Source organism: Colwellia sp. PAMC 20917 (assembly GCF_001767295.1).
Taxonomy (GTDB): domain Bacteria; phylum Pseudomonadota; class Gammaproteobacteria; order Enterobacterales; family Alteromonadaceae; genus Colwellia_A.
The window spans coordinates 2218365-2237350 of sequence record NZ_CP014944.1 but is presented as its reverse complement, the minus strand read 5'-3'; the positions used below and the strand labels follow the sequence as shown (position 1 = coordinate 2237350).

The window sequence follows — 18986 nt, the reverse complement described above, 5'->3', positions numbered from 1 at the left end:
GTTTTTTAGCTAATACGACCTACTGCTACCTGGGGACTTATTAAATAAACCTTAGTGGCCAACAAGTAAAGCAACTAAAAAGATCAGTATCACAGCGCAATAAATTTGCTTGCTACAGTAACAGCATGATAAATTACCCCTAAAGTTGTATATACAATTAAAAGGTTGAAGATGTCTAACTCTTACACGTTAATAAAAGGTCGAATTCCATTGCTTATCAGCATGCCGCATAACGGTGAGGCTTTACCTGAATATATTGCCAATAAAATGACTGAACAAGGCAGAAAAGTGGCTGATACTGATTGGCATAAAGACAAGCTTTACGCCTTTGCTCAAGCGCTGGGTGCATATATTATTATGCCCAAATATAGCCGCTATGTCATTGACCTAAATCGAGATCCAGCAGGTGTTGATTTATACCCTGGTGCCAATAGTACTGAATTGTGTCCGACGACCTCATTTGACCTTGCGCCACTTTACCTTGAAGGGCAAGCTCCAGAAAAAGATGAAATATTACATCGGGTAACCACGTATTGGCAGCCTTATCATCAAGCATTAAAAACCACTCTAGCTGACATGAAAAATGAATTTGGTAAAGCCGTTTTACTAGAGGCTCATTCTATTTTGTCGACCGTGCCGAGATTTTTTGAAGGCCAATTACCGGATTTTAATTTTGGTACAGCTGATGGTAAAAGCTGCGCGCCTGAATTAATCACCGCACTACAAAAACTTGATTACTCACCTTATAGCATGATCACTAACGGGCGGTTTAAAGGCGGCTTTATTACCCGCGAGTATGGTCAACCGCAAAAAAATATTCATGCGGTGCAGTTAGAGCTTTCACAACGTACTTACATGAGTGAACCCAGTCCAGAATACAATGAAGCGTTGGCAAGTGAGGTTATTCCTAAGCTTAAACAGTTAATAGAAACCTTGATTAAGTTTTCACAACAAAAAGCCTAGTGTCGGTGTGCTCGTGTGAATGAGTTGCGGTAACGGTTTTATTCAGCCGTAGTCATTAGTCAGTAGTGAATAGGCAAACGCAGTAAATGTAGATTGGGTTTTACAACAAAAATTAGCAAAGGTGTTTTCGATGAAGTTATTTGCAGAACGTATTTTATTAAGCAGCGGTTGGCATACGCAGCAAACATTAACCATAGAAAATGGTGTGATCACCGCAATAGCATCAGGCCATATTGACGGCGCTGAGCGAGTAGGGGTTGTTATTCCTGGTATGGTTAATTGCCACTCCCATGCTTTTCAACGTGCCTTTGCGGGTTTCAGTGAACAAGGTAGTGAAGGGCAAGACAGTTTTTGGACATGGCGCAGCATCATGTACAAGTTTATCGATCAACTGACGGTAAACGATGCCGAAATAATTGCCCGACAGCTTTATATTGAAATGCTTAAAATGGGTTATACCCGTGTTGCAGAATTTCATTATTTACATCATGAAATTAATGGTGAAAACCATGATGAACTTGCTGCCATGGCAAAAGCCATTTTTAAGGCCAGTCAGGAATCGGGAATTGGTTTAACATTATTACCGGTACTTTATCGTTTCAGCGGCTTTGGTCCTTTACCGGCAAATGACGGCCAAAAGCGCTTTATTAATTCAGTAGAACAATTCAATCAACTGGTCAGTGACTGCTTTACCTTAAGTACTCATTATCAAAATACTAATGTTGGCATTGCGCCTCACTCATTAAGAGCGGTTGACAAAACGTCGTTAGAGCAAGCGGTAAAACATGTCCGTAGTTTAGATAATAAAGCGCCAGTGCATATTCATATCGCTGAGCAGCAAAAAGAAGTCAATGATTGTTTAGCGCATTATGGTCAACGTCCGGTGGAATGGTTATTAAATAATGTCACATTAGACCCACAATGGTGTTTAATTCATGCGACACATATCAATGAACAAGAACGCCAAGGAATTATTGCCAGTAAAGCGGTTGCAGGGATTTGCCCAACCACTGAAGCAAATCTAGGTGACGGTATTTTCCCCACCAGTGAATTTTTAGCAGAAAATGGCACCTTAGCCATTGGCTCTGACAGTCATATTTCAGTGAATCCTATCGAAGAGTTACGCTGGTTAGAATACGCACAACGCTTAATTAAGCAACAACGTGCTATTTTAGCAACAGAAAATCAACCTTCAGTGGGTCGTAATTTGTGGCAACAAGCAGCCTTAGGCGGCGCTCAAAGTACAAATAGCAATACCGGTGAGTTAGCGATAGGTAAACAAGCCGATTTACTGGTACTTAATGCCAAAAAAGTGGCTTTGTTTGCTCACCACGACCAACACTTATTAGACAGTATGATTTTTGCAAGTCAGCATAATATGATTAACGACGTTATGGTCAATGGCCACTGGGTGATTAACGTCGGTGTTCATCGCCTAGAGCAAGAGTCCGAACAAGCATTCTCTAAGTTATTGGCCAGTCTTTCTGCTTAGCATTAAACGGTTATCGCGCATCTAAGTTGTAGATCTGCGCGATAACAGCTTTATATCTTTTATAGGTTATTAATATTTAAATTTGCCTATAACAACGAACTATACTGAGCAATTGTTTTACAAACTTTCGCTTGGTTTTCTCGGTGCAAATGTGGGGATTGTTGTTTGGCATTACAAAAATCAGTAAAAAAAGCTTTTACCGACTTTCTATCGCTGGTTATATCTTTTAAAAATTGTTGTTCTTCAAGACTAAAATTGACAAGCTGACTCTTTAAGTCGGTATAAATTTTATCGGCCTTCAACCTTACTTTGGTATCTGTAGCTTCTGAAAAGGCATTAGAAATGACGTTTTTCTGTTCTGAAAACCACTCGTCTACTTCTGGTTGAGGATAAAAGTGTAAAAATAATGCCGCTGCGACGATTAAGATCAATAAATTTTTCATAATTCTTTATATAATTGAATGATTATATAAGAATAATCAATTTTCGGCTTATTCACTAATATTAATTGTTTTATAACGTATTTTTAGATAAATATCGTTATAATCTTGAGGCTCTCGTATATCAAGGATTTATCGTGAAATCAGAAGACAAGATCAAAAAAGCGCAGCTACAAATTCCCGTTAAAAATATTAAAATACATCAACCCAATCAGGTAGAAACCTACCAGCCTCGTGATCAAATCTATGTGCGCAAAGTAAGTGGTATTTTCCAATTACTTAGGCAGCGGATGAACTTTTTTTTCTTAGCACTTTTTGCAGTACTGCCTTGGTTGCGATATAACGATCATCAAGCCATTTTATTTGATATTGCAGAACAACGCTTCACGCTCTTTGGGCTAACTTTGTGGCCACAAGATTTAACCTTACTCGCTTGGCTCTGTATTCTTAGTGCTTTTTTACTGTTTTTTGTTACCACCTTTTTAGGGCGTGTTTGGTGTGGATATTTATGCCCACAAACTGTCTGGACCTTTATTTTTATCTGGTTTGAAGAAAAAATTGAAGGGACCGCTAATCAGCGTAAAAAACTGGACAGCCGCGAACTTGATTTTGACAAATTCTGGCGTAAAGCCTTAAAACATACTTGTTGGTTATTTTTCTCGATACTAACGGCACTAACGTTTGTCGGTTATTTTGCACCGGTTGATGAAGTGTTTATTGACTTTTTTACTTTTCAGGCCTCGTTTGCTTTAGCGGCGACTGTTTGGTTCTTTGCTTTTTGTACTTATGGTAATGCTGGCTGGATGCGTGAAATTATGTGTCTACATATGTGTCCTTATGCACGTTTCCAATCAGCGATGTTTGATAAAGATACCTTAACGGTTTCATATGACTTTAATCGCGGAGAAAGTCGTGGTGCACGCTCTCGTAAAATAGCACATGAATCATTAGAATTAGGTGACTGTATTGACTGTAACCTTTGTGTGCAGGTCTGTCCAACCGGTATAGATATTCGTAACGGCTTACAATATGAATGTATAAACTGTGGTGCATGTGTTGACGCATGTGACGGGGTTATGGACAAAATGAATTACCCGAAAGGGCTAATACGTTACACCACCGAGCATGAATTACAAGGTAAGAAAGTTCATTTTATTCGTTCAAAATTAGTAGGTTATGCCATCGTTCTGTTGGTAATGTGTAGCTTGTTAGTTTTAGAGATTGTTAATCGCGCTCCAGTCACTATGGACATTATTCGCGATAGAAATGAACTGGCCAAAGAAAAATTTAACGGTGATATAGAAAATGTGTACACCTTAAAAATCTTAAATAAATCGCAAACTGATAACGTTTATCGCTTGTCTGTTAAGGGTATTGAAAACACTAAGTGGCATGGCGAGCAAGAAGTTATGGTAAAAGCTGCCGCTGTGTATACGTTACCAATGAGTCTGTCCGTAGACCCCTATGAATTAAAAGGTTATATGACCGATATTTCATTTGTTATTGAGTTGGTTTCAGAGGAAGATGATGTTTCTCTTGAACATGAAAGTAGGTTTTTTAATAAACGCTAATGTCTGTATTTGATTTTACTACCCTATCACCCGACTTGATCTTAGATGGCCTAGAAAGTACAGGCCTCTTTGTTGACAGTGGCTTGCTGGCTTTAAATAGTTATGAAAACCGTGTTTATCAATTTCATGACGAAGATAAGAAAAAATACGTCACCAAGTTTTATCGACCGCAACGCTGGACCGAAGCTGAACTTAGAGAAGAGCATAGCTTTTCTTTTGAGTTAGCAAAACATGAATTACCCTTAGTTGCGCCGTTAAAAATTGGTGGTGAATCGCTTTTTTCTCATCAAGGTTTTCATTTTGCTATCTACCCTTGTCGGGGCGGACGTATTTTCGAAGTAGACAATTTAGATCAGCTTGAATGGATGGGGCGATTTTTAGGGCGTATTCATGCCGTCGCGGCGACAAAACCTTTTAAACATCGCCCGACCTATAACAAGCAAGAAATGCTTTTTCAGGCCACCGATATTATAAAAGACTCTGGTTTTGTGCCACACTACCTAAGCAAAGCTTTCTTTACTATTTTAGAACAAGTGGTTGATATTGCTGCGCAGCAATATCAACCCAGCCATGAAATACGTTTACACGGTGATTGCCATGCTGGTAATATTTTATGGACAGATAAAGGTCCACATTTTGTCGATTTAGATGATTGTCGCATGGGACCTGCTATTCAAGACCTATGGATGATGCTTTCAGGTGATCGCCAACAACGGTTATTACAACTTGATACTATGCTTTCGGGATACGAAGAATTTTATTCATTTGAACCCAAGCAACTTATTTTGATAGAATCATTACGTACCATGCGTGTTGTTAATTATATGGCTTGGTTATGTAAGCGTTGGCAAGACCCAGCGTTCCCGCATAACTTCCCATGGTTTAATACCGATAAGTATTGGGAACAGCAAATTTTAATGTTGAAAGAGCAAGTGTCTGCCCTTCAACAGCCACCATTAAGTTTATTACCTGCATAATTATTTATAGCGCAGGGCTATTGTTTGAGGAAAAACGTTAAATGAAAAAATTAGTGAGTTTATTTGTGATGTTATTATTGCCATTAATGGCATCAGCAGCAAATTATCAAGAAGGTACGCATTACACGATCGTGAGCGAACAGGCCACCAAAAAGCCTGAAGTACGTGAATTCTTTTCATTTTACTGTCCACATTGTTTCAAATTTTCACCTTTCATGACTAGCGTTAAAAAGCAGTTACCAGCAGGGGTTAAATTTGAATTCAATCACGTTGATTTTTTACGTGGCGCTTCTCAAGTTATGCAGGAAACGTTAAGTAAAGCGGTAGTTGTTGCCGAGCAAATGGATATGGAAACTAAGCTAATGGGCGCACTTTTTAATTATATTCATGTGCAGCGCGCAGTTTTTACTTCTGAAAAAGATATTCGTAATGTTTTTGTTTTGAATGGCGCTGATGGCGAAAAGTTTGACAAATTAATGAAAAGCTTTGGTGTAAATAGCCAAGTAAAACAAATGAAGAAAAAGCAAAGCTACTACGCAAAAAGTGGTGGTTTAACAGGCGTGCCAGCCGTTATTGTTAATGGCCGCTACAAAATTGAAAATGCAGGTTTAGACAAAAACAACTTTGAAGCTGACTACAACAACTTAGTGAAGTATTTGTTAACACTCGACTAAATGACCGTTAGCAAGACAATAAAAAAGGAGCTAAATAGCTCCTTTTTTATTGCGTTTTTTTTCTTTTTTATACAACAAATAGCCAAAAATTAACGCAACAACCAGTAAAGATAAACTCAGTAATATTTGTTGTTCCTCCCCGACTTTAATACCTGCGCCAAGTAATGAAAATATCAACATCTGTGGAATAAAACCAACACAAGTGCCTGTAACATAGGGGATAAACTTTACCTTAGCCATGCCTGCCAATATGTTGGTTAAAAAGTTTGAGCCCGCAGGTAACAAACGAATGACTAGGGCTTTGCTGAAGGTGTCCGTTGAGAAAAAAGCAGACAGCACCATTACTTTGTCGGGGTAAGCGTCAAGCACCCTTTGTCTAAAAAAAGTTTTTGCGATAAATAACGTTAGCATGCAACCGAGTGTTGCCGCTAAAGTGGCCAGCAGCGTCCCATAAACAATGCCAAAGATGTAACCACAAGAAAAAGCAGCGACTTGCCTGGGTAAACCGATACTGGTCAGTAATGCCAATAGGCTTAACACCATTAACACCCCCAGATATCCTTGAGGAATAAACTGGTCAAGTAGTGGCTGTAGGTTGTTGTTTTTCAATACATCTAAAGAAAATAACACGCTAAAAAGAATGGCTATACTAATTAATGTGGTCATTAAAAAAAGTGTTTTAGTTTGTTTGCTCAGCATCTCTATCCATATTAAACAATCATATCTGATAAAATTTTCGCTTTCGCTAAACTAAACTCTTCATCGGTTAAAAACCCCTGTTGTTTTAAATCAACAAGCTTGTCTAGCGCACTTATTAATTCCGAGTCATGAATAGCGATGTCGTGCAATACTGCTGCGGTTTGCTTACTAGGTAGGGGTTCTTCTATTACGGAGGCATCAATGCTTTCAGGCTCGGCCTTTTTTTTCTTAAAAACTTTTTTTATCACGCTCTTAACGATGGTTACTTTCAGCGGTCGTGGCGTTGTTGCTTCTGGATTCAGCTGGCTGGCAATAAACCAACTCCAATCAATTAATGACTCTAAAATATCAAAATATTTCGCTTTGGTTAGACGCTGGTTACCTTTTCTAAAATATAAGCATACAACATATGTTTTAGCGTTTTTATCGGTTAAATAAAGCAGGACTTGTCGAGTTTCATCATCAATAAGCTTATGGCGATGCGCTTGATTAAATGACAAGCGCAGTTTGTTCTCGCATTGCTCATTGTAACCATGGTCAATATCTTTATTAATAATACTGATGTTGCTATCGTTTACCCAAATTTCACTTTTAACAATATCGGCAATAGCCAATTGACTGTCTATTTCTGACTGATGGCGCTTGTAAAACGATACGGTTTTTTGGCTAGTATCGAGTTCAAAGCGTGCAAACATACCTCTTAATTTTGCTTTTTGATTGACCGTTTTTAGTCGTAATCGATAAAACACCATCGCAACCACCAATATAAACAGGGTAAGCAGTAGTTTGCCATAAGCGCTATTGTTGAGTGGCGACGATTGTTCATCACTTTTATTCTCTACCTGAATACGCTTACTATTGTCACTTTTTAACGGGATAGCCTTTACCGATAATAATTGTTTATTGGTTAAATCTAACAGTAAGGGTTCGCCGTTGTGATCAAAGAGTAATGACACTTTATTTTTTGGAGAAAGCTCATCACGACTAAACGACAAAATAGGTAATGCAGCGGCGCCACTTTGAGCCTCACTATTTACCATCGTGGTATTCAATTGGGCAAGTTGCCAATTTTTTGCATCGTTAATAAGATATAAGACACCTCCCACAGACGCTTCTAGGTTTCGCCCATAATAAGGGAAAATATTTCCATCAGTTCCTTGAGTAGATTTCAGCGGAAAAACAAGGTTATTTTGGTAAGAGTCTCGCCAGTCAGCACCTTTATCAGCAACAACAACTTGGTGACCGCCATCGTAGTCATGTTCTACGAGTAATGCGCCATAATGTTTTTTTGACCACGAAAAAGAACTAATGCTTTGAGCACCTAAAATAAAGATCTCATTGTTAACGTCGTTTGTTTTCATAAAAGGGTTACTACTTGGCACCCTATAATTTCTTAAGCCAAATTTCTCAGGATTAATGCGTAACACAACGCCAGAATATAAAGCGCCTTCGCTAGCGTTTGGTAAGCTAGTGTTACTGTCAGACAAAGCAACAAGCATTAAGCCATAATCATCGTGCCATACTTTATTATATGGATTAAAGGCTATTTTTTGTATTTGATGGGTGGCAGTTGGCACCGCAATTCTCAGCACTTCTCTGCGTTGCTGCACATCAATTTTAATTGCCGCTGTGTTGTTGTATTGCCACTGCGTTATCACAGCGTCAAATGGCAATGCAACCGGATCGGCTAACAGCGTTAATCGCGCAAAATTATTATTTGTTTTTGCGGGCTCAATATGTGCAGTAAAAAAACTTTGAAAGCCAGTTTTATCTGCTAACAAAAAACTGGGGTGAAACGTTAGCGCGGTTAATTCAACTTGTTTATCGGTAGTATGATTATTTAAAGGTAAGCGAGTTAAAAAAGTGAGCTTGGCATTATTAAGTAAAGACAATTCGCCAGCAGCGTCCGCAATTAAGTATTGCTGCTTATTCTCACTATTAACAGGTAATGCAATAACGGTTGTTTTATTGGTTGAACTTAGGCTAGGTAGCTGGGCTAAAACTTCGAGTCGAACTTCTTCAGCAATTGTTGTTAACGGCGTTAATAGGCAGTAAAAAGCCAGCAACATTGTAAGTGCTTGCGTAGTTATTTTTTTTATATAATGAAAAACGTCCATATTTTGCCAACAATCCTAATTTTATAAAATTATAGGTAATCCGTTTTAATGTTTCAATAAAATGACTTGGTGTGAATCAATAAATTGTGATTTTTTACTATCATTGAGATAGCTTAATCTTCCGTCGACAACTAATTGGTCGCCTAGCTCGGCCTTATCTTTAATATAATGTGCTTGTTTGCCCCAGATATGTACCGAACGTTCGATAGAAATATTTTGGGTTTGCTGTGTTATAGGCGAATACACTAAATTATTAACGGTTAAGTTAAGCGCGACTAATTCTTTATTATTCTCGGTCAGTACTAAATTAATATCGCTGCTTATTTCACCACTCATATGCACTTGGTTTATTGACTGGGCGTAACCCTTTGCAAATGTTTGTGCATAAGTGGCGTGTAATATTTCACGGTTAGCTTTTTTACTATTAAGTAAATAGCCTTGCACTAAAATAATATCACCTTTTTGCGAGTGAATAAGTGAACGATCAACAATATCACCAATAACTTTAACCGTATGATAACTCGTCCATTCTTTAAACTGTTGGCTCGTTTTGTCAAACCATCGGCTATGGGTCGCTAATACTAACTCAGCTACAGCAAGGACCGGGTTTGCTTGATAACGAATATCAGGCTTAGCAACTAAATTTCCTAATAAGGTTACTGAACATAAATGATTTTGGCTTAGATGATTTGTCATGGCAATTTAATAAAAAAAACTATAGTGCTAATTTACTGAAAATCATCAGATTAAGCAAATACATGACATTAAATAAGCATAATTTTTCTGTACTTTGATGATAAAATTGTTAGTATGCCGAGCAAACCAAGGGGTGCAATAAAAAGCTGTTGTTAATAGGCTTTTGTATTGCTGAGAATTTTTACCCTTAATACCTGAAACGGATAATGCCGGCGTAGGAATGGTTAATATGTTGAATATTTATCGTAAACACTTTGTGTAAGTGCTTACTTACAGTGTATTTGCCTTATTGCTCTTTTTTGCTTGCATGCCATAAAAAGAGCCCAGTATGAATTTTATAAAATCTCCTATTTCAATCGCGGTAACAACGACTTTATTGACTTTTGCTAGTGTCACACAAGCAAATGAGTCAAATGATATTGAGCGTATAACTGTCACTTCCAGTTTCAATAAGCAATCTTTAGCGCAAGCCCCTACCAGTATTGCAATCATCGACCAACAAAAAATAGCTGAGCAGGGCATTCAACATTTTGAAGAAGTTATTAATGGTGTCGCCAACTTAAATTTCTCTGGTGGAACATCTCGTCCGAAATATTTACAAATTAGAGGCGTCGGTGAACGCTCTGAATACCGCGGTGCGCCAAACTCATCAGTGGGCTTCATTGTCGACGATATCGATTTGTCAGGCTTGGGCATGGCAGCTTCTATGTACGATGTTCAACAAGTTGAAGTCTTAAGAGGTCCACAAGGTACACGTTTTGGTGCCAATGCGCTTGCGGGTTTAATTTACATAAAATCAAAAGACGCAACAGAATTACCCGAACATGGTTTTAAAGTAACATTAGGCAATGACGACTTAATTAATGTTGCCGGTTATAGCTCTGGTGCTCTCACTGAAGACTTAAATTACCGCATATCATTAGAGCAGCATCAACAAAACGGTTATCGCGACAATCTTTATTTAAATAGAGATGATACTAATGGCATTGACGAGTTTTCTGGAAAGTTCAAATTGCAATATACGGCAACAGAAGACTTAAGTGTTGATTTTACTTATATATTTGCGGATAACGATAATAGTTTCGATCCATGGACATTAGATAACAACGGCTTTAATACGATTACGGACAACCCAGGTGTTGATAATCAAAAATCGCATGGCGGGGCACTAAAATTTAGTTTTGAAGGTTTGTCATTCGCAAAATTCGAAGCGATAAGCAGCTATACCACGACAGAGCATCAGCACGCTTATGATGGTGATTGGGCAAACGCAGATTATTGGGCAAGTAAAAGTTGTGATGGTGCACCATGTGAATACAGTTACCTGTGGGACAAACGCGCCGATAGAGATATATGGTCACAAGAGTTTCGATTATCATCAAATGACGCCTCAAGAATTTTCGACAATACAACTGCTTGGCTAGTGGGTACTTACATTAGCAAAATGAATGAAGATAACGACCTTGACTCTTTTTATAATGGTTGGGAAGACGAAATACTCGACTCTACATACTCAGCTAATAATTATGCAATTTTCACCCAGTTAGACAGTGCTCTTAGCTATGGCCATGAGTTATCAGTAGGTTTGCGCGTTGAAAAACGTTCAACCGATTATAGCGATAGTGCTGGCGATGAGTTTGACCCGTCTGAAACAATGTGGGGCGGACACGTCGCATTGAGTAAGATCATTAACAATGAGCACTCTGCCTATATTCGTGTCGCGCGTGGCTACAAAGCGGGTGGTTTTAATATGGATTTACCCGAGCAATTAATCCAATTTAAAGAATTTGATACCGAAGTCTTAATCAATTATGAATTAGGCCTACAATCGAATATGCTAAATAATACCTTAGTCAGTCGACTAGCCTTATTCTATATGGACAGACAAGATCAACAAGTTAATGCTTCTCAACAGAACCCTGATAAGCCACAGCAATTTACCATTTATACGGCAAATGCCACCAGTTCAAGCAGTTACGGTTTGGAACTTGAGTTAACATACCAAGTTAATAATAATTTAACGATCGACTCGACAGTAGGCTATCTAAACGCAACATATGATGTTTATGGCTATTCTGACAAGTACGGTACAAACATTGACATTTCAGGACGCGATTTAGCACACGCACCAAGCTATACCTTCAGCCTTGGAACTACGTATCGCAGCGACAATGGCGTTGTCTTCAATGTGAACTGGTCAGGAAAAGATGAATTTTTCTTCTCTGATAGCCATGACGAAAAAGCGTCAAGTTCAAACTTATTGAATGCGAAAGTTGCATATGAACTCGCTGATTGGTCTATCTCACTTTGGGCTAGAAATATTACCGATGAAAAAATCGCAACACGCGGCTTTTTCTTCGGTAACGAACCTGATTTAGATTGGGTAGCTAAAAAATATCAACGTTTTGGCGCACCAAGACAAATTGGTGTAACGTTTGATTATAACTTCTAAGGTTAAGCGCTTTTAAGTTAACAAGCGATCATGCTGAACGAACATGTCGTCCTGTTGAACTAACACGCCGTCATGCTGAATTTATTTCAGTATCTGTATTAGTGGCTTAAAGTAATGAGATCCTGAAACAAGTTCAGGATGACGGGGGTGTTCAGGATGACGGGTTTTTAGCTTGGCAGAGCAGTTGTTAAAAACCGCCATGCCGTTATGTTGAAGTAACATGCCGGCCTGTTGAGCTAACATGTCGTTATGTTGAGATAACATGTCGTCATGCTGAATTTATTTCAGTATCTGTATTCGTGGCTTAAAGTAATGAGATCCTGAAACAAGTTCAGGATGACGGGTTTTTAGCTTGGCAGAGCCGTTGTTAAAAACCGCCTTGCCGTTATGCTGAAGTAACATGCCGTAATACTGAAGTAACACGTCGTCTTGTTGAACTAACATGCCGTCATGCTGAATTTATTTCAGTATCTGTATTTGTGGCTTAAAGTAATGAGATCCTGAAACAAGTTCAGGATGACGGGTTTTTAGCTTGGCAGAGCAGTTGTTAAAAACCGCCATGCCGTCATGTTGCAGTAACATGTCGTCATGATGAAGTAACACGCCGTCATGCTGAATTTATTTCAGTATCTGTATTCGTGGCTTAAAGTAATGAGATCCTGAAACAAGTTCAGGATGACGGTATTTTTAGCTTGGCAGAGCCGTTGTTAAAAACGGCCTTGCCGTTATGTTGAAGTAGCATGCCGTAATACTGAAGTAAAACGTCGTCATGCTGAATTTATTTCAGTATCTGTATTAGTGGCTAAAAGTAATGAGATCCTGAAACAAGTTCAGGATGACGGTTTTTTTGTTCACTGGAAAAAGTGGCATACCATTAGGAAATATTATGAAAATATCTATAGAAATTAGTTTGTACCCTCTAGCAGAAGAAAAGTTTAAAACTGAAATTTGGGCATTCATCAAGCGTCTACGCAATGTTGCGGGCTTAAATGTAGTGACTAATGGCATGAGTACACAAGTCTTTGGAGACTATGACTTAGCGACCCACCATGTCATGGCAGAAATAAAGCATGTCCATCAAACCTTAAATGCTGCTGTTTTCGTGTGTAAGTTTATTGGCGGTGATCGCTCAGAAGTCGAAGCTGAAAGCTAATGGTTGAATCTTTATTAGCAACAGTTAATTATTTTACGCATTTGCCTCTCTGGGAATTATTAGCGGTAATTTCAGCATTATTTTATGTGGTGTTAGCGGCAAAAGAAAATATTTGGTGTTGGCCAGCAGCGCTAGTGAGTACCATTATTTATAGCGTTATTTTTTATGATGTTTATTTATGGATGGACGCTTTATTGCAGGTTTATTATTTAGCGATGGCCATCTTTGGCTGGTATTGCTGGCGTCATGTTTCTTTGTCGCAAAATAACGCAACAAATAATAGTCATACAGGCGCAGCATTGGCTATTCAAAGCTGGTCGCTACTCTTTCATATCAAAATAGTGGTCTTACTAACTGTTTGCTCTTTGGTTATTGGCTGGCTAATGGACAATTACACGCCAACACACTTCCCTTATTTAGATTCTGCAACTACGGTATTTGCGGTGTTTGCGACCTATTTAGTCACCAAAAAGGTCCTAGAGAATTGGTTGTACTGGATAGTCATCGATTTTGTTTCCATTTATCTCTATTTAGAAAAAGGCTTACAACCTACCGCTGTGTTATTTGGCTTATATGTAGTCATGGCTATGGTCGGTTATGCAATTTGGTATAGTAAATATCAAAAGAGTCATCAACAAGCAGCAGGCAATATAGCCTCGGCGACTGAGTAGTTGAGTGGTGGCTTTAATCAATCAAAAAAGTAACAGCAGCTGTGAAGAGATTAAAGCCTTACCTTGTTTTACTCATCGCGATTGTAAAATTGAGCGATTAACAGGGGGTGAAAGTCATCAATGTTTTAAAGTGACGGTTAACAAAAATACTATTGAGCAAAATTTTTTTGTAAAGTCCTTTGCTGGCCATCAACAAACAGCAAAAGCCGAGATTGCCAGTCACTTATTAGCAGCAAAAATAGGTGTAGCAACGGCTATCATTTATCATTCAGCATCATGGCTTGTTACCGAGTTTATTAATGGTGATTCATTAAGCGGTTTTTATAAGCAACAAACTGACAGTTTAGCTAATAACAAAGTTACGGTGGCGATGTACTTAATGGTAAAAACTCATCAGCTAACACCGCCAGAAAATCATCCGGTGTTAGCCATTGAAGAGCTGCTTTACCACCAAGCCTCAAATAGTAAACTCTCGCAGTCTCAGTATATCGCGCTACAGAAAATAATCAGCGAAATAACACCTCCGCAAGCCAAGCATAATCACTTAGTACTTTGTCATGGTGATGTTAATTATGAAAACATTCGTGTAAGCGCACTGTTTAATAATGAAAGTCCGCAAAAGCATGCTTGGTTAGTCGATTTCGAATGCAGTTGTTTAGCTGAAGCCGAATATGATCTCGCCATGTTTATCGCGATTAACGAATTCAGTGTTAACGATATAGATGCTCTAATACAAGACTATCAGCAATTTACTAATGCGACGATTGATGAAGAAAAAGTGCGTGCATATCTCGCTTGTTGTTATCTCATTAATGGCTTGTGGTACTTCGAGGCTGGCTATCAACACAAACAAGCGCAAAAATTAATGGCTAAGGCACACCAGCAGCTTGTACTTTTTGACCAATTAGGCTTGTTAACAGAAAAAATAACATTATTATTTTAATCTGTACTATCTTTATTATCCTCAGTAATTTACTCAGTAATAGCTACTGCTTATAAAGTAGCTAGATTGAATTTAATTACTGACTATTAGTAGTTTATATCGCGAAGTTACTTTTGTATCACGGTGATTTATTTAAGTTATCGAACATCTGGCACCGTAATAAAAATGCAATAAAATAAAATGAAGGCTTAAGATTTTAATAATTAAAATTAGCCGTTAAATATTTATTTTATTGTTATTCTTTTTTGTTGATCAGGTGTGATGTCGATGCTAATATTTGCTACAAAGATCATTCTATTGTTTATCTATATAACAAGGAATGTTAGGTTTTTTACTTTCAAATCAGGGATTAACAATGAATAAAATTATGCTTACAACAGTTGCTGCGGCAATTTCTTTGACTTTATCGGCATGTTACCAAGATGATGGTACTGTTCTTGCGCCAAACCAAGCGCCGCCACCGCCACCAACGCCTTCTACATTAGATGTATCAGGTTCTAGTATCAAAGGTGTAATGGCTAACGCTTTAGTTGAAGTTTTTGATAGCTCAGATATAGAAACTGCTCTAGCTAACACTCAAACAGATGAAAAAGGTGATTACACACTTTCATTAACTGATGCTTCTGGTGAAGCAATCACAGGTACTTTTTTCGTACGCGTAAGTGCTGACGAAGATACTACAATGATTTGTGATGCTATAGTTTGTGGTGACGTAGTTAGAGGTGGCGTTGTTCCTGCATCACAATTAGTGGGCTTAGAACTTTCAACAATGAGTAATTCTGACGGTAGCGGTACAATCATCTCTGCTGAAGTTAATGCATTAACAACACTTGCAACTGAAACTATTTTAGCGGTAATTGAAGACGATGCAGATATCGACCTTTCTGACCCAGAAATTTATGAAGCGTTTCAAGTAGATGCTTCTCGAGTGATTGGTGCTGTTTTAGGTTTAGATTTATCTGAAACTAACATTTTTGACGTTGTAATTGTTGATGCTTCTGTATCTGCAAATGTATCAACAGATGATATGATAGCAGCAACATTAACGCTTATTAACGGTTCGCTTTCAGGTTTAGAGCCAGGCACAGATGAAACTCTTGCTGATGCAATTAAAACTTATATCGCTGCTGTTAAACTAGTTACTAAAGCGATTATTAAAAACCCTGGTGCAGCATTAGATGCTGACTCAGTAGCGGCAATGGCAAGAATTAATGCTGTTCAAGCTAAAATTTCGCAAGCAATTAAAGATTTAGCATCAGTTATTGCAGGCGATACAGGTAATGCTGTGGGTATTGTAAATATTCCTGACGTAATCAATCCTGATGATATCGCAGCTTCTGTTGATCTAGATGACGACATTACTGGTGGTACAGGTGGTACTGGCGGTACAGGTGGTACTGGCGGTAACTAATCCCAGTAACTGTTATCTGAATAAAAACCGATAGATTTATCTATCGGTTTTTTTTTGCCAGAAATGCTCAATAATAATGCTAAATATAGAAAAATAGATCAGAATAATCAGCTAAATATTTAATTGCAGAATAACTCCGTCACCGCCATAATCATTGCAAGGTAGCTATATTTAATAATACTAGCATAGCGTTTGTAATAGTCGTGCTTTCACTCTTGTTTAGTCGTTTTAATTTAATTGTCTAAGTTAGCTTTAGTTTATCTATAGTTAGTTTATTGCAAGCTAGTTATAACCTAAGTTATTTAGTTATTTCGCTATATCGTTTTGGTTTGATATAATTTTTTGTAAGATTTTGACATAAAAAATGTAAAATAGGGCATATATGAATAAGAATAAATTAACACATTTAAAAGCACTGGAAGCTGAATCAATTCAAATAATGCGTGAAGTTGCTGCTGAATTTGATAATCCTGTTATGTTGTATTCAATAGGGAAAGATTCTTCTGTTCTTTTGCATTTAGCGCGTAAAGCTTTTTATCCGGGTAAAATTCCCTTCCCATTAATGCATGTTGATACTGATTGGAAATTCAAAGAAATGATTGAATTTCGTAATAATCTAGCAGAAAAGTATGACTTCGATTTAATTGTCCATAAAAATCCTGAAGGGCTTGCTATGGGTGTAGGTCCGTTTACTCATGGTAGTGCAAAACATACCGACATCATGAAAACACAAGGTTTAAAACAAGCATTAGACATGCATGGTTTTGACGCCGCTTTTGGTGGGGCTCGTCGTGATGAAGAAAAGTCTCGTGCTAAAGAACGTGTTTACTCATTTCGTGATAAAAATCATCGTTGGGATCCGAAAAACCAACGTCCAGAGCTTTGGAATATCTATAACTCTAAAGTTGATCAAGGCGAAAGTATTCGTGTGTTCCCATTATCTAATTGGACCGAGCTTGATATTTGGCAGTATATTTATCAAGAAGATATTGAAATGGTTCCACTTTATTTTGCAGCCAAAAGACCTGTCGTTAAACGTGATGGCTCGTTAATTATGGTAGATGATGAACGCATGCCTCTGAACGAGGGCGAAGTACCTGAAATGAAATCAGTACGTTTTAGAACGCTAGGTTGTTACCCACTTACCGGCGCTATTGAATCGACTGCAACCACATTGCCTGAAATTATTCAAGAAATGCTTTTAACAACCACTTCTGAGCGCCAAGGTCGAGTCATTGATAATGATTCAGCCGGTTCAATGGAAAAGAAAAAAATGGAAGGGTACTTTTAATGAACACTGAACAAACATTATTGGCAACAGATATTGAAGGCTACTTAAAACAGCATGAAAACAAAGATATGCTGCGTTTTATCACCTGTGGCAGTGTCGATGACGGAAAGTCGACATTAATAGGCCGCTTACTTTTTGATAGCAAAATGATTTTTGAAGATCAGATGGCTGCTATTGAAAAAGATTCTAAAAAGTTTAATACCACAGATGGTGATTTTGATTTAGCGTTACTCGTTGACGGTTTACAGTCTGAACGCGAACAGGGTATTACGATAGATGTTGCTTATCGTTACTTTGCTACCGAGCAACGTAAATTTATTATTGCCGATACTCCAGGCCATGAGCAGTACACACGTAACATGGCAACGGGCGCTTCTACATGTGACTTAGCCATTATATTAATTGATGCGCGTCATGGCGTGCAAGTACAAACGCGACGTCATTCATATATCTGTTCATTATTAGGTATTAAGCATGTGGTTATTGCTATTAATAAAATGGATGCAGTAGATTATGACCAAAAGACATACCAAAAAATTAAAAGTGATTACCGTGAATTTGCTAAATCATTAAACATTGAAGATGTTCGTTTTGTGCCTATTTCAGCTTTACGCGGCGATAACGTAGTCAACGAAAGTGAGCATATGCCTTGGTACCCGGGTTCACCTTTACTTAAGCTATTGAATACCGTACAAATTAGCGGTGAAAAAAATAGTGCTTTTCGTTTTCCTGTTCAATACGTTAATCGTCCTAATTTAGACTTTAGAGGATTTGCCGGTACGATCGCTTCAGGTGAAATTCGCGTTGGTGATACTATTGTTGCACTACCCTCAGGTAAGCAAAGTAAAATTAAGTCGATAGTAACTTTTGATGGCGAACTTGAAACGGCTTATGCCGATATGGCTGTAACGCTGACGCTTGAAGATGAGATAGATGTTAGTCGTGGTGATATGATCGTGCGACCGCATGAGCAACCCGCTTCTTCTAATACCTTTAGTGCAGATGTTGTATGGATGGATGAAGCGTCACTACAAATAGACCGTGAATACATTATTAAAGTGGGCACTCATGCGACGTTTGGCTCTGTTGATAAAATAGAGTATAGCGTCAATGTTAATACCATGGAAAAACAAGACGTACAGCATTTAGCCTTGAATGAAATAGGGCGTTGTAACTTTACGTTAAACGAACCTGTGCAGTTTGATGCTTATCAAGAGAACCGTCAAACAGGTGCTTTTATTATTATTGACCGTTTGACCAATGCAACAGTTGGCGCTGGCATGATAGCTTCACAACTAACACAATTGGAAAAAGGACAGCCTAAAAAGTACAGTGATTACGAACTTGAACTTAATGCGTTTGTTTGTAAGCACTTTCCTCATTGGGGAGCTAAAAATTTAGCTAAAAAGTAACGAGGCTAAAAGATGTAAACTAAG

Annotated in this window: 18 protein-coding genes and 1 riboswitch; of the genes, 12 read left to right on the top strand and 6 right to left on the bottom strand. The window is 38.2% G+C overall.

The window, feature by feature from the left end; translation table 11 throughout:
* The first annotated feature begins 171 nt into the window (after positions 1-171).
* Together hutG and A3Q34_RS09665 are read left to right on the top strand one after the other, a co-directional pair.
* Complete coding sequence (gene hutG / locus A3Q34_RS09670; RefSeq protein ID WP_070375169.1) at positions 172-963, top strand: N-formylglutamate deformylase; 792 nt, start codon at positions 172-174, stop codon at positions 961-963.
* A gap of 130 nt (positions 964-1093) precedes the next feature.
* Complete coding sequence (locus A3Q34_RS09665; protein WP_070375168.1) at positions 1094-2455, top strand: formimidoylglutamate deiminase; 1362 nt, start codon at positions 1094-1096, stop codon at positions 2453-2455.
* Between the two features lie 86 nt (positions 2456-2541).
* Here A3Q34_RS09665 and A3Q34_RS09660 read toward each other — a convergent pair whose 3' ends face one another.
* Positions 2542-2898: a hypothetical protein gene (locus A3Q34_RS09660; RefSeq protein WP_070375167.1), complete on the bottom strand. Its 357-nt coding sequence runs from the start codon at positions 2896-2898 to the stop codon at positions 2542-2544.
* 134 nt (positions 2899-3032) lie between these two features.
* On the opposite strand from A3Q34_RS09660, the gene ccoG reads away from it, so the two are divergent.
* From ccoG to A3Q34_RS09645, 3 genes are read left to right on the top strand one after another with little or no spacing between them, the layout of a single operon-like run.
* Positions 3033-4466: a cytochrome c oxidase accessory protein CcoG gene (ccoG, locus tag A3Q34_RS09655; RefSeq protein WP_070375166.1), complete on the top strand. Its 1434-nt coding sequence runs from the start codon at positions 3033-3035 to the stop codon at positions 4464-4466.
* A complete protein-coding gene (locus tag A3Q34_RS09650; RefSeq protein WP_070375165.1) occupies positions 4466-5443 on the top strand; it encodes a serine/threonine protein kinase in 978 nt (325 codons plus the stop codon). The genes ccoG and A3Q34_RS09650 overlap by 1 nt, the downstream gene beginning before the upstream one ends.
* A 41-nt stretch (positions 5444-5484) precedes the next feature.
* The gene (locus tag A3Q34_RS09645) at positions 5485-6117 is read left to right on the top strand and encodes a thiol:disulfide interchange protein DsbA/DsbL (protein ID WP_070375164.1); all 633 of its coding nucleotides are present in this window, start codon (positions 5485-5487) and stop codon (positions 6115-6117) included.
* A 30-nt stretch (positions 6118-6147) separates the two neighbouring features.
* On the opposite strand, the gene A3Q34_RS09640 is transcribed toward A3Q34_RS09645, so the two are convergent.
* Genes A3Q34_RS09640 through A3Q34_RS09630 form a run of 3 tightly spaced genes read right to left on the bottom strand, consistent with a single transcriptional unit; the run spans position 6148 to position 9629 of the window.
* Positions 6148-6816, bottom strand: coding sequence for a TVP38/TMEM64 family protein (locus A3Q34_RS09640; protein ID WP_070375163.1), 669 nt, complete (start codon positions 6814-6816; stop codon positions 6148-6150).
* Between the two features lie 11 nt (positions 6817-6827).
* Entirely contained in the window at positions 6828-8933 is a 2106-nt protein-coding gene (locus A3Q34_RS09635) for an SHOCT domain-containing protein (protein ID WP_070375162.1), read from the bottom strand.
* A 45-nt stretch (positions 8934-8978) separates the two neighbouring features.
* On the bottom strand, positions 8979-9629 hold the full coding sequence (locus A3Q34_RS09630) for a single-stranded DNA-binding protein (protein WP_070375161.1): 651 nt from the start codon (positions 9627-9629) through the stop codon (positions 8979-8981).
* A gap of 119 nt (positions 9630-9748) precedes the next feature.
* Positions 9749-9867: riboswitch (TPP riboswitch) on the top strand.
* Positions 9868-9957: 90 nt separating this feature from the next.
* On the opposite strand from A3Q34_RS09630, the gene A3Q34_RS09625 reads away from it, so the two are divergent.
* Complete coding sequence (locus A3Q34_RS09625) at positions 9958-12081, top strand: TonB-dependent receptor (protein WP_070375160.1); 2124 nt, start codon at positions 9958-9960, stop codon at positions 12079-12081.
* Positions 12082-12162: 81 nt separating this feature from the next.
* Here A3Q34_RS09625 and A3Q34_RS20500 read toward each other — a convergent pair whose 3' ends face one another.
* Positions 12163-12345, bottom strand: a complete 183-nt coding sequence (locus A3Q34_RS20500; RefSeq protein WP_157470933.1) for a hypothetical protein — start codon at positions 12343-12345, stop codon at positions 12163-12165.
* Between the two features lie 15 nt (positions 12346-12360).
* Positions 12361-12525: a hypothetical protein gene (locus tag A3Q34_RS20495; RefSeq protein ID WP_157470931.1), complete on the bottom strand. Its 165-nt coding sequence runs from the start codon at positions 12523-12525 to the stop codon at positions 12361-12363.
* A 442-nt stretch (positions 12526-12967) separates the two neighbouring features.
* Between A3Q34_RS20495 and A3Q34_RS09620 the strand changes: the two genes are divergently transcribed.
* From A3Q34_RS09620 to cysN, 6 genes are all read left to right on the top strand, one after another.
* On the top strand, positions 12968-13234 hold the full coding sequence (locus A3Q34_RS09620) for a hypothetical protein (protein ID WP_070375159.1): 267 nt from the start codon (positions 12968-12970) through the stop codon (positions 13232-13234).
* Positions 13234-13905 (top strand): nicotinamide riboside transporter PnuC, encoded by a 672-nt coding sequence (gene pnuC / locus A3Q34_RS09615; protein WP_070375158.1) that lies wholly within the window; start codon positions 13234-13236, stop codon positions 13903-13905. Before A3Q34_RS09620 ends, pnuC begins: the two co-directional genes overlap by 1 nt.
* Before the next feature lie 7 nt (positions 13906-13912).
* On the top strand, positions 13913-14848 hold the full coding sequence (locus tag A3Q34_RS09610) for a phosphotransferase (protein WP_070375157.1): 936 nt from the start codon (positions 13913-13915) through the stop codon (positions 14846-14848).
* A gap of 355 nt (positions 14849-15203) precedes the next feature.
* Positions 15204-16259, top strand: a complete 1056-nt coding sequence (locus A3Q34_RS09605; RefSeq protein WP_070375156.1) for a hypothetical protein — start codon at positions 15204-15206, stop codon at positions 16257-16259.
* A 382-nt stretch (positions 16260-16641) separates the two neighbouring features.
* A complete protein-coding gene (gene cysD, locus A3Q34_RS09600) occupies positions 16642-17550 on the top strand; it encodes a sulfate adenylyltransferase subunit CysD (protein ID WP_070375155.1) in 909 nt (302 codons plus the stop codon).
* Entirely contained in the window at positions 17550-18962 is a 1413-nt protein-coding gene (gene cysN, locus A3Q34_RS09595) for a sulfate adenylyltransferase subunit CysN (RefSeq protein ID WP_070375154.1), read from the top strand. The genes cysD and cysN overlap by 1 nt, the downstream gene beginning before the upstream one ends.
* Positions 18963-18986: the final 24 nt, after the last annotated feature.

Excerpts from the sequence above, each read along its gene's own strand:
- hutG (WP_070375169.1), top strand. The coding sequence starts at position 172 with ATGTCTAACTCTTACACGTTAATAAAAGGTCGAATTCCATTGCTTATC.
- A3Q34_RS09665 (WP_070375168.1), top strand. The coding sequence starts at position 1,094 with ATGAAGTTATTTGCAGAACGTATTTTATTAAGCAGCGGTTGGCATACG.
- A3Q34_RS09660 (WP_070375167.1), bottom strand. The coding sequence starts at position 2,898 with ATGAAAAATTTATTGATCTTAATCGTCGCAGCGGCATTATTTTTACAC.
- A3Q34_RS09650 (WP_070375165.1), top strand. The coding sequence starts at position 4,466 with ATGTCTGTATTTGATTTTACTACCCTATCACCCGACTTGATCTTAGAT.
- A3Q34_RS09645 (WP_070375164.1), top strand. The coding sequence starts at position 5,485 with ATGAAAAAATTAGTGAGTTTATTTGTGATGTTATTATTGCCATTAATG.
- A3Q34_RS09640 (WP_070375163.1), bottom strand. The coding sequence starts at position 6,816 with ATGCTGAGCAAACAAACTAAAACACTTTTTTTAATGACCACATTAATT.
- A3Q34_RS09635 (WP_070375162.1), bottom strand. The coding sequence starts at position 8,933 with ATGGACGTTTTTCATTATATAAAAAAAATAACTACGCAAGCACTTACA.
- A3Q34_RS09630 (WP_070375161.1), bottom strand. The coding sequence starts at position 9,629 with ATGACAAATCATCTAAGCCAAAATCATTTATGTTCAGTAACCTTATTA.
- A3Q34_RS09625 (WP_070375160.1), top strand. The coding sequence starts at position 9,958 with ATGAATTTTATAAAATCTCCTATTTCAATCGCGGTAACAACGACTTTA.
- A3Q34_RS20500 (WP_157470933.1), bottom strand. The coding sequence starts at position 12,345 with ATGTTATCTCAACATAACGACATGTTAGCTCAACAGGCCGGCATGTTA.
- A3Q34_RS20495 (WP_157470931.1), bottom strand. The coding sequence starts at position 12,525 with ATGTTAGTTCAACAAGACGACGTGTTACTTCAGTATTACGGCATGTTA.
- A3Q34_RS09620 (WP_070375159.1), top strand. The coding sequence starts at position 12,968 with ATGAAAATATCTATAGAAATTAGTTTGTACCCTCTAGCAGAAGAAAAG.
- pnuC (WP_070375158.1), top strand. The coding sequence starts at position 13,234 with ATGGTTGAATCTTTATTAGCAACAGTTAATTATTTTACGCATTTGCCT.
- A3Q34_RS09605 (WP_070375156.1), top strand. The coding sequence starts at position 15,204 with ATGAATAAAATTATGCTTACAACAGTTGCTGCGGCAATTTCTTTGACT.
- cysD (WP_070375155.1), top strand. The coding sequence starts at position 16,642 with ATGAATAAGAATAAATTAACACATTTAAAAGCACTGGAAGCTGAATCA.
- cysN (WP_070375154.1), top strand. The coding sequence starts at position 17,550 with ATGAACACTGAACAAACATTATTGGCAACAGATATTGAAGGCTACTTA.